The sequence below is a fragment of the Nocardia sp. NPDC004722 genome, assembly GCF_053601505.1.
The window spans coordinates 1-9,649 of record NZ_JBSGBY010000323.1 but is presented as its reverse complement, the minus strand read 5'-3'; the positions used below and the strand labels follow the sequence as shown (position 1 = coordinate 9,649).

General features: G+C 66.7%; 13 protein-coding genes. 1 reads left to right on the top strand and 12 read right to left on the bottom strand.

Annotated elements, in window-relative coordinates:
* The 12 genes from ACWELQ_RS27510 to infA all read right to left on the bottom strand — a co-directional run.
* Positions 1-623: cupin domain-containing protein (locus ACWELQ_RS27510; protein WP_452399938.1), on the bottom strand; the 623-nt coding region annotated here is incomplete at its 3' end.
* Between the two features lie 351 nt (positions 624-974).
* Positions 975-1,940 carry a helix-turn-helix domain-containing protein gene (locus tag ACWELQ_RS27505; RefSeq protein ID WP_452399937.1) on the bottom strand — a complete coding sequence of 322 codons (966 nt, stop codon included), beginning with the start codon at positions 1,938-1,940 and terminating at the stop codon, positions 975-977.
* 132 nt (positions 1,941-2,072) lie between these two features.
* The gene (locus tag ACWELQ_RS27500; RefSeq protein ID WP_452399936.1) at positions 2,073-2,813 is read right to left on the bottom strand and encodes a hypothetical protein; all 741 of its coding nucleotides are present in this window, start codon (positions 2,811-2,813) and stop codon (positions 2,073-2,075) included.
* Positions 2,814-3,127: 314 nt separating this feature from the next.
* Positions 3,128-4,066 (bottom strand): helix-turn-helix domain-containing protein, encoded by a 939-nt coding sequence (locus ACWELQ_RS27495; protein ID WP_452399935.1) that lies wholly within the window; start codon positions 4,064-4,066, stop codon positions 3,128-3,130.
* 37 nt (positions 4,067-4,103) lie between these two features.
* Positions 4,104-5,018 carry a tRNA pseudouridine(38-40) synthase TruA gene (gene truA, locus ACWELQ_RS27490; RefSeq protein WP_452399934.1) on the bottom strand — a complete coding sequence of 305 codons (915 nt, stop codon included), beginning with the start codon at positions 5,016-5,018 and terminating at the stop codon, positions 4,104-4,106.
* A gap of 129 nt (positions 5,019-5,147) precedes the next feature.
* Positions 5,148-5,651 carry a 50S ribosomal protein L17 gene (gene rplQ, locus ACWELQ_RS27485; protein ID WP_452399933.1) on the bottom strand — a complete coding sequence of 168 codons (504 nt, stop codon included), beginning with the start codon at positions 5,649-5,651 and terminating at the stop codon, positions 5,148-5,150.
* Positions 5,652-5,703: 52 nt separating this feature from the next.
* Positions 5,704-6,762 (bottom strand): DNA-directed RNA polymerase subunit alpha, encoded by a 1,059-nt coding sequence (locus ACWELQ_RS27480; protein WP_033085978.1) that lies wholly within the window; start codon positions 6,760-6,762, stop codon positions 5,704-5,706.
* Between the two features lie 184 nt (positions 6,763-6,946).
* Positions 6,947-7,552 (bottom strand): 30S ribosomal protein S4, encoded by a 606-nt coding sequence (rpsD, locus tag ACWELQ_RS27475; RefSeq protein ID WP_452399932.1) that lies wholly within the window; start codon positions 7,550-7,552, stop codon positions 6,947-6,949.
* A gap of 21 nt (positions 7,553-7,573) precedes the next feature.
* Positions 7,574-7,987, bottom strand: coding sequence for a 30S ribosomal protein S11 (gene rpsK, locus ACWELQ_RS27470; protein ID WP_067818955.1), 414 nt, complete (start codon positions 7,985-7,987; stop codon positions 7,574-7,576).
* A gap of 9 nt (positions 7,988-7,996) precedes the next feature.
* Positions 7,997-8,368 (bottom strand): 30S ribosomal protein S13, encoded by a 372-nt coding sequence (gene rpsM / locus ACWELQ_RS27465; RefSeq protein ID WP_033085976.1) that lies wholly within the window; start codon positions 8,366-8,368, stop codon positions 7,997-7,999.
* A gap of 181 nt (positions 8,369-8,549) precedes the next feature.
* On the bottom strand, positions 8,550-8,663 hold the full coding sequence (gene rpmJ / locus ACWELQ_RS27460; RefSeq protein WP_033085975.1) for a 50S ribosomal protein L36: 114 nt from the start codon (positions 8,661-8,663) through the stop codon (positions 8,550-8,552).
* Positions 8,664-8,839: 176 nt separating this feature from the next.
* Positions 8,840-9,061 carry a translation initiation factor IF-1 gene (infA, locus tag ACWELQ_RS27455; RefSeq protein ID WP_040804562.1) on the bottom strand — a complete coding sequence of 74 codons (222 nt, stop codon included), beginning with the start codon at positions 9,059-9,061 and terminating at the stop codon, positions 8,840-8,842.
* 296 nt (positions 9,062-9,357) lie between these two features.
* Here infA and ACWELQ_RS27450 point away from each other — a divergent pair, with 296 nt between their 5' ends.
* Entirely contained in the window at positions 9,358-9,606 is a 249-nt protein-coding gene (locus ACWELQ_RS27450) for a hypothetical protein (RefSeq protein ID WP_452399931.1), read from the top strand.
* The last annotated feature ends 43 nt before the right edge of the window (positions 9,607-9,649 follow it).

The window sequence follows — 9,649 nt, the reverse complement described above, 5'->3', positions numbered from 1 at the left end:
GATCTGGCGGGGGCTTTGGGCGCGAAGCCTGCCACCGTGCGCACCAGGGTCCCCGCCAGCACGTCCGCCGCGCGGTTGGATTCGTCGACGGGCAGCGACGCCATGCCCCGGAAGAAGTCGGTCACCACGCCCATGGCGCCGGTCGCCGGAATCGCCCGGGCGATCGGTAGTTCGTCGCGCGCGATCCCGGCGTGCTCGAGCACCGCGGCCATGGGCGCGCGCACGATGGTGGACACCGCGTTCTCGGTGGTGCGGCTCTCGATCGCGCGGGCGCTGTCGTAGAAGGCGATGGTCCCGGCGCCGCCCGCGGCGAGCCGGCCGTTCTGCTCGGTCCAGTTCGCGCCCTCGACAACGATATTCACCAGCAGGAAGTCCGCACTGGCCTGTTCGAGCTGACGTTTGGTGCGCACCACGCGCTGCGCGCTGGAGGTCATCAGGGTGAGGCTGGAGCGGTCGAACGAGGTGGAGCGGACCTTGCCGTACCAGTGCCCCTGCCGCAGCGGCTCGATGATCGAGGGCAACACCGCGTCGGCGACGAGGGCCTCCCACTGTTCGAATGCCTGGCGCGCGGAGACCTCCGAGGTCGTGCGGACTTCGGCGCTGGCAGTGGAGGCGGTACCCACTCCGCCATCATTCCACTACCGGGCCGCTGGCAAACTGCGAATGAAGCCGACCGATGCGACGAAACAGACCAATTGCCCGGATTTTTCGGCGGTGAAATCGCAAAAGACCTGGCCTACAGGAGGATTGCGGCGGACCCGCTGAGATATTGCGCACACGACCGGTTTGCGCAGGCGACGCGGGAAACTTTGCCCGGGCGACGCCGGGAATCTGGAGGCCGCCTGCCCGGTCGTCGGCGGCTCGAGGCGGCGACCGGGCGGCGCGTGTCCAGTATTGCGAGCTATGGCCGCCTTGTGACTGCCCGCCCGTGCCAGATCACTGCCAAATAGCGTCACCCCTGTTTCATAGTCTGATCAGGCACGATGCGTGCGGAATTCGCCAGGCGTCATACCGGTTTCGCGTTTGAAGGCACGGTAGAACTGCCGCTCCGACACGAAGCCCGACGCGCGGGCCACCGACAGCAGCGGACGGGTCGGATCGGTCCGGATGAGCGCGAGGGCACGCTCCACGCGCATCCGCCGCAACATCGCCGCCACCCCGTCCTCGCCCTGCTCGAACAGGCGGTACAGGGTGCGGCGCGACACCGAGCAGGCGCCGGCCACCTGATCGATGGTGAGTTCCGGATCGGCGTAGTTGCTCTGGATGTATCCCAGCGCCCGCTGCTTGGCCAGCGCCCGCGCCGGCTCGTCGCGAGGCAGGTCCCCGGCCGCCAGCTGCACCACCGAGGCCAGCAGGCCGGTACCGTGCTTGGCCAGCTCCGCCGCCTGATCCGGTGCGCCGTACTGCAATTGCGCCAGTCCGCAGAAGAAGCGCCCGACAATGCCCGCCGCGCCGTCCGGGGGAAACCGCATCGCGGTCGGTATCCGATCCGACGGCACTCCCGACGCGCTCACCACCTCCGCCAGCGGCACCTGCACCGCCACCACGCCCCAGGACTGCTCGAAGTGCGCGCTGAAGGGCCGCGAACTCACGTGCAGGGTGAGTCCGCCGTCGGCCAGCTCCCCCACTCGTCCGTCCTGTTCCAGCCAGCCGTGCCCGTGCGTGGTCACGCTGGCGAACAGAATCGGTTCCTCGGGTTGGTGGATCAAGCGCGGAATCCGGCTCAGATGCTGCCCGCTGGCCGTCACCATCGACACATCGATCCCGTCGAAGCGGGACTGCACTATTCGAGCCCGGAACTCGCCCGCCCGCACGGGCGTCACCACCAGCGGAACGTAGGCCGCCGCGACCACGGCCTCCCACTCCTCGAACGTCTCCTGCTGCGAAACCTCCGGCGTGGACCGAACCTCCACCACCGCAGGCGTGGCGCCGCCCCTCATCGCCCGATTCTCGCACCCCACGCATCCCCCAACCCCCCAATTCCCTTAACAACATCCAACTTTCATCCCGCCGCCCGAATCACCCGATTCCCCGCAACTCGCATTACGAATCCTCATAGCGGACTTGCTCTTTCACCCGTCCACCGCATCCGAGATCACGACCGCCGATTCGATTGCCGCCAGCCGTGCCCGCAGCAGTGTCGCGGCGAGCGCATAGGGTGGATTCTCGCCTTCCTCGGCGGCATCGGACACGACGCCGCCGTACAGATCCGCCCGATCCCGCAGTGCCCGACGATCGAGCACCGACTCGACCTCACGGCGAAACTCCCCCGCCGACAGGCATTGTGTGACGCCCGGCAGACCCACCCCGGCCACTTGCCCCTCCACACCCGGCACGTCACCCAGCATCGGCACTATCGCCGCGGCTACTCCATCGCGGAGATCCACACACACCAGGAACCCGTGAATATCGCCACCACGCTCGAAGCTGCCCATCAACACCGCGACCTGCGGTGCCGTGGAGCGCGTGAGCGCGACCGCGCGCACCGGTGCGACCAGCCGACCACACCAGCGCGGCGCCACGATCCCGGCGGTCTCGAGCCGATCCGCCGCCGACGCGGCGGCGCTGGACAACTCACCGGCGGTAAGTCCCGAAATACCGCGCAACAACCCGACCGACTCCGGAGTAGCGCGCGATTCGAGCGCCTGTACGGTCAACGCCCCGAACAATTCCCGGAGACCGCTGTCCTCCATGCCGCCGGGCACGAGCAGTCGCGCGATCAGAAACTCGATTTCGAAAAGGTCGACGCCGGCGGGGAAGCCCGATGCGATGGTGAGAGCTCGATCGACAGCCCACCGCGGATCGATTCCCATCTCACGATATCCCGGGCGGTCATCGGCTCGGCGCGCTGCCCGGCGCGCCGAGTGGCAGCTGCGATCACGTGCTTTCCGGCGGTTGTCGCGGCCGCGGCCGCTCTTCGATTTACCCATGGCACAAACGATCCGCGGCCGACCACCGAAAACCACCCGAGGATAAAACTTCGCACCCCCGGAACATTTCCGACGACTGCCACCGAATTACCGCCTCGGCCGTTGTGAACAGGGCCGGAGTTGGAGGTGATCGCGACGATGGCGGTCAGAGTCGGCACGGCGACAAGCGAACTTCGCGCCCATCGGCGGCGACAGCGCTACCTGCGGCCGCCGGTGCGGAAGGCGGCGGGGGTGGTGCCGATCTCGGTGCGGAAGGCACGGTAGAACTGGCGTTCGCCGGTGAATCCCGAGGCGGCCACGATGGCCGGTACCGAGAGGTCGGTGTGCGCGAGCAGGTCGCAGGCCCGCTCCACGCGCATGCGGCGCAAGACCGCCGCCGGGCCGTCGGGGAATTCATCGAAGATGCGGTACAGGGCGCGGCGGGAGATCATGCAGCGCTGGGCGATCCGGTCCACCGACAGTGTCGGGTCGGCGCGGTGATCGCGCATGAAGGTCAGCACCCGCTCCCGCAGCAGGGCATCGGCGGAGACCCGGCCCGGGCGGCGGCCGCCCGCCAGCAGCACCGCGGAACCCAGCAGATCCAAGGCGGGTTCGCCGATCAGCGCGGCCGCTCCCGGCGCGCGCTCCTGCAATCCGGCGAGCTCGCGGAAGAACCGGGAGACCACCGCCGCCGCGCCCGAGTTCGGCAGCGTGACCGCCAGCGGCACATCGTCGAGGGTCAGGCCGGTACGCTCGCGCAGGCTCGCCACGGGCACCTGTAGCACCGTCTTCTCCCAGGCGGCGTCGAACTCCCACAACAGTTTCCGGCTGCTGCCGAAGAAGACCATCTCGCCGGGGCGGATCTCGGCGGTCCGGTCACCCAGGTGCAGTCGGCCGCTCCCGCCGACACACACGCTCGCGAGCAGATACTCGTCATCCGCGGCCGCGATCAGGCCGTCGGTCAATCGCACCTGCTGCGGTGCGGATCCGATACCGGTCACGTCCAGGTCGCCGTAGCGCCCGTGACTGATCCGCCCGTGGAAGTCGGGTGCGGGCAGCGGCGCGACGGCCAACGGAAAGTACGTATCGATCATCCCGGCCTCCCACTGCTCGAAGGCCTCCGCCCGCCCCAGCTCCGGGCCGGACCGCAATTCCATCCGTCGGATCTCGGGAACGGGGATGTCGTCCGAAACCCTATCCGCCACAGCAATCTTCGCCGCTCGGCACGGTGCGCACCTCGCGGGTCTGCAGATTGCGGGCCGCTAATTCGGAATCGGCGGGATAGTCGACGGCGACGAGGCTCAGGCCGTGCGCGGGGGCGACGGTGATGGAGCTGGACCGTTCCCGCTCGTTGAGCAGACCGGCGATCCAGGCGGGTGTACGACGGCCCTCGCCGACCGCCAACACGCCTCCGACCAGGCTGCGGACCATGGACCAGCAGAACGCGTCGGCGCTGACGTAGGCGGTCAGCAGGTCGCCGTCCTGTGCCCAGTCGAAGCGCTGCAGTTCACGAATGGTGGTCGCGCCCTCGCGACGTTTGCAGAAGGCGGCGAAATCGTGCAGGCCCAACAGGTTTCGGGAGGCTTCACGCATAGCCTCCACATCGAGACCGGACCGCACCGCGACCACACCGCGGGCCTGCAACGGCTCCGCGCCGTAGGCGGCGGTGGTCAGCCGGTAGGCGTAGTGGCGGCGGATCGCCGAGAAGCGGGCGTCGAAGTCCGCGGGCGCGAGACTGACGTCCTTGACCCGGACGTCCTTGGGCAGAAAGCGCGCCAGCCGGTGCACCAGCTTGGGGCCGTCCACCTCGGTGTGCGTATCGAAGTGCGCGACTTGCCCTTCCGCGTGCACCCCGGCGTCGGTGCGCCCGGCCACCGTCAGCTGGATGGGCTCCCGCTGCACCTTGCTCAGCGCCTCCTCCAGCACGCCCTGCACGGTCCGCAGGCCGGGCTGCCGCGCCCAGCCGGTGAAATCGGTGCCGTCGTAGCTGATGTCCAGCCGTACCCTAATCGAAACCGGTTCGGGCGTCGGAACCTCTACGGTCACAGCGATCTCCTGGTTAACATGGAGAAAGCCCGCCGACCCGGAGGGGACGGCGGGCTCACTCATGGCTTCTCCACCTGCGGGACTCGCATCCCGGTCGAACTTGGAGCGGGGTTCAGGAAAGCCCCTGTACCCCGGTGGAAGAAGGGGTTTCAGGGGAAGCCCCTGAAACCCTCTCGTCCAGTCCGTAAGGACTTACTCCGCGTCCTTGGCCTCGGCGGCCGGGGCGTCAGCCACGGTCTCCTCGGGGGCGTCCTCGACCACGGCCTCGGCGGCCGGGGCCTCGGTGGCCTTCTGCGAAGCCGCGACGCGACGGGCACGATCGGCCTCGTTGGTCACGGTCTTCTCGCGGACCAGCTCGATGATCGCCATCGGAGCGTTGTCACCCTTGCGGGGGACGGTCTTGATGATGCGGGTGTAGCCGCCGTCACGACCCTCGAACGAGGGGCCGATCTCCGCGAACAGGGCGTGGACGATGTCCTTGCTACGGATCACCTTCATGACCTCGCGACGGTCGGCCAGGGTGCCGCCCTTCGCCTTGGTCACGAGCTTCTCGGCGTAGGGGCGCAGCGCCTTGGCCTTGGCCTCGGTGGTCGTGATGCGACCGTGCTCGAAGAGCGCCGTCGCCAGGTTGGCGAAGATCGCCTTCTGGTGCGACGCCGTCCCGCCGAAGCGGGCACCCTTCTTGGGCTTGGGCATTGTTGAATCTCCTGTGTTGAAGGCCGATTCGGGGCGCTACACCCCGAATGACCTAAAGCTGTTCGGTTTCGGCGTAGTCCTGCTCGCCGCTGTCGGTGTCGCTGAACGAGCCGCTGTCGCTCCAGGTGCCGCTGGCCGCGTCGTAGCCGACGACGGAGGACGGATCGAAGGAAGCCGGAGAATCCTTGAGGGACAGGCCGAGCGAGTGCAGCTTGACCTTGACCTCGTCGATGGACTTCTGACCGAAGTTGCGGATGTCCAGCAGGTCCGACTCGGTGCGGGCGACCAGCTCGCCGACGGTGTGCACGCCCTCACGCTTGAGGCAGTTGTACGACCGAACGGTGAGATCCAGGTCCTCGATCGGCAGACCGAACGAGGCGATGTGGTCCGCCTCGGCCGGGCTCGGGCCGATCTCGATGCCCTCGGCTTCGATGTTCAGCTCGCGCGCGAGACCGAACAGCTCGACCAGGGTCTTGCCCGCCGACGCCAGCGCATCCCGCGCGGAGATCGAGTTCTTGGTCTCGACATCCAGGATGAGCCGGTCGAAGTCGGTGCGCTGCTCGACACGGGTGGCCTCGACCTTGTACGTCACCTTGAGAACCGGCGAGTAGATCGAGTCAACCGGAATCCGGCCGATTTCCGCACCCGACGCCTTGTTCTGCACGGCCGGGACGTAGCCGCGACCGCGCTCGACCACGAGCTCGATCTCCAGCTTGCCCTTGTCGTTCAGGGTGGCGATGTGCATGTCCGGGTTGTGCACGGTCACGCCCGCCGGGGGGACGATGTCACCGGCGGTGACGGTGCCCGGGCCCTGCTTGCGCACGTACATGGTGACCGGCTCGTCCTCTTCGGACGACACCACGAGGCCCTTGAGGTTCAGGATGATGTCGGTGACATCTTCCTTCACGCCCGGAACCGTGGTGAACTCGTGCAGCACGCCGTCGATGCGAATGCTGGTGACAGCCGCACCAGGAATCGACGACAGCAGCGTGCGCCGCAGCGAGTTGCCGAGGGTGTAACCGAAGCCCGGCTCCAGCGGTTCGATGGTGAACCGCGACCGGTTCTCGGACACGACCTCTTCGGTCAGCGTCGGTCGCTGTGAAATCAGCATTTCTTCCTCCTTCGAGCACCCACCATTTGATGCTCACGAATTGGGAGCTTGTGTGGCCCCGGGGCTTGCGCCCCAACCCTTTTCATAAAAATGGGGGTCCGGGGGCAAAGCCCCCGGTCCCCCGTTTCAGGGGGTGTGGGGGCGAAGCCCCCCCGGTCCACACCAGCGGCGCGTTGCGCGCCTATTACTTCGAGTAGTACTCGACGATCAGCTGTTCCTGGAGCGGAACATCGATCTGCGCACGCTCGGGGAGCTGGTGCACCAGAATCCGCAGACGGCCCGGCACGACCTGCAGCCAGCCCGGGGCGGTGCGGTCGCCGATGGTCTCACGCGCGACCTGGAACGGCAGCATGCCGGCCGACTTCGGCTTGACGTCGATGATGTCGTACTGCGACACCTGGAACGACGGCACGTCGACCTTCACGCCGTTGACCACGAAGTGGCCGTGCGACACGAGCTGACGGGCGGCACGACGGGTACGGGCCAGACCGGCGCGGTACACGACGTTGTCCAGACGGGTCTCGAGCAGACGCAGCAGGTTGTCGCCGGTCTTGCCCTTCTGGCGGTTCGCCTCTTCGTAGTAGCGGCGGAACTGCTTCTCCATCACGCCGTAGGAGAAGCGAGCCTTCTGCTTCTCCTGCAGCTGGAGCAGGTACTCGGACTCCTTGATCCGCGCGCGGCCGTGCTGGCCGGGCGGGTAAGGACGACGCTCGAACGCCTGGTCGCCTCCAACGAGGTCGACACGCAGACGACGCGACTTGCGGGTGATAGGGCCGGTATAACGAGCCATTTTTCTACTCTTCCTTTCCCGCTAGACGCGACGCCGCTTGGGCGGACGGCAGCCGTTGTGCGGCTGCGGAGTGACATCGGAGATCGAGCCGACCTCGAGGCCCGCGGCCTGGAGCGAACGGATGGCGGTCTCGCGGCCCGAACCCGGACCCTTCACGAAAACGTCGACCTTCTTGACGCCGTTCTCCTGCGCCTTGCGGGCAGCGTTCTCGGCGGCGAGCTGCGCGGCGAACGGAGTCGACTTACGCGAGCCCTTGAAACCGACGTGGCCGGAGGACGCCCAGGAGATGACGTTGCCTTCGGGGTCGGTGATGGACACGATCGTGTTGTTGAACGTGCTCTTGATGTGCGCGTGGCCGTGCGGGATGTTCTTCTTATCCCGGCGACGCGACTTCTGAGTCTTCTTCGGGCCCGAGGCCCGGCTCTTCGGAGGCATGCGCTATCCCTACTTCTTCTTGCCGGCGACGGTCTTCTTCGGACCCTTGCGCGTACGAGCGTTGGTCTTCGTCCGCTGACCACGCACGGGCAGGCCACGACGGTGGCGGATGCCCTGGTAGCAGCCGATCTCGATCTTGCGACGAATGTCGGCCTGCACCTCGCGGCGCAGGTCACCCTCGACCTTCATGTCCGAGGCTTCGATGAAGTCGCGGAGCTTGGTCAGGTCGTCATCGCTGAGGTCCTTGGAACGCAGGTCCGGGCTGACGCCGGTCTGGTCCAGGATCTCCTTGGCGCGGGTCCGGCCGATGCCGAAGATGTAGGTCAGCGCGATCTCCATGCGCTTTTCGCGCGGGAGGTCGACGCCCATCAGACGTGCCATGTTTGGCGATTCCTTACTTTTGCGGAGGTCTGCTCCCTGTCCGTCCCCTCGTAAGTGGGGCCCCGGCCTCCGTACCGGGGGTAGGCCGCCGTCCGTCCCCTACGGGACTCGTCGACGGCGACTGGAGCTGGGAGTTCTTCTATTACTGCCAATCCGAACCGCGTTCGGTGCTTGGCGGTAATCAGCCCTGACGCTGCTTGTGGCGCAGGTTCTCGCAGATCACCATGACCCGACCGTGACGGCGGATCACCTTGCACTTCTCGCAGATCGGCTTGACGGACGGCTGAACCTTCACGTCAGATCCAATCTGGGTCGGTGTTCACTGGCCGTGAACACAGTTTTTCCCCGGCCGGATAGACCAGGGAAACCCGGAGCTCGCGCCCCGGAAATCTGTGGGGGTTTGGGGGCCTGGCCCCCAAAATCCTCTGTTCTTGGGGTTTGGGGCTGAAGCCCCAAGAGTCCCCAAGCGACTCACTTGTAGCGGTAGACGATGCGGCCGCGAGTCAAGTCGTAAGGCGACAACTCAACGACGACGCGATCTTCGGGGAGGATGCGGATGTAGTGCTGCCGCATCTTGCCGCTGATGTGGGCCAGAACCTTGTGCCCGTTTTCCAGCTCGATCCGGAACATCGCATTGGGCAACGGCTCGATAACCCGGCCCTCGACCTCGATGGCCCCTTCCTTCTTCGCCATATCCTCCGCGATCCCGGTTAGGCTGAACCTGGTTGGTTCAAGCTCATTACGGCTGGTCGGCCCAGAAGTTCGTGGTGCATGCTGGCCAACCCGGTGACATACTCACTGGGGCGGCACATAGACATGCCACAACCACTATGTAAGTCACCAGCCGCCTAGCTTACCCGTTTCCCCAGATCCGGCCAAATACGGGCGCTGTGACGTGCACCGAGAACCAGCACAGCGGGCACACCTCCGTGGGAGATCGCTAAACTACGGCCTGTCCAGCTAGATCGGTCGAGCACCCGGGGGTAGATGTGAGTCGCGAGAACGACGGCCTCCCCATGCTCCCGCCCTGGCTGGCCGAGGGTGAGGTCTCCGACACCGCGTACGAGCCTGCCCCGGTTCAGAATCTCCCGCAGGACGAGGTCATCCCGAAGGCCAAGGGCGGCCGCGGCCTGTTCGGCAAGCGCCCTTCGCGCAAGCAGACCGCCGCCGAGCAGGCGCCATTGGTTCTCACCGCGTGGAATCGGACAGATTTCCACGCTGAGAGCTCCCTGATCTAGTAGGACCCCTTCAGCTCGGCAGGGCCGCCGTGTGTTCGGATTT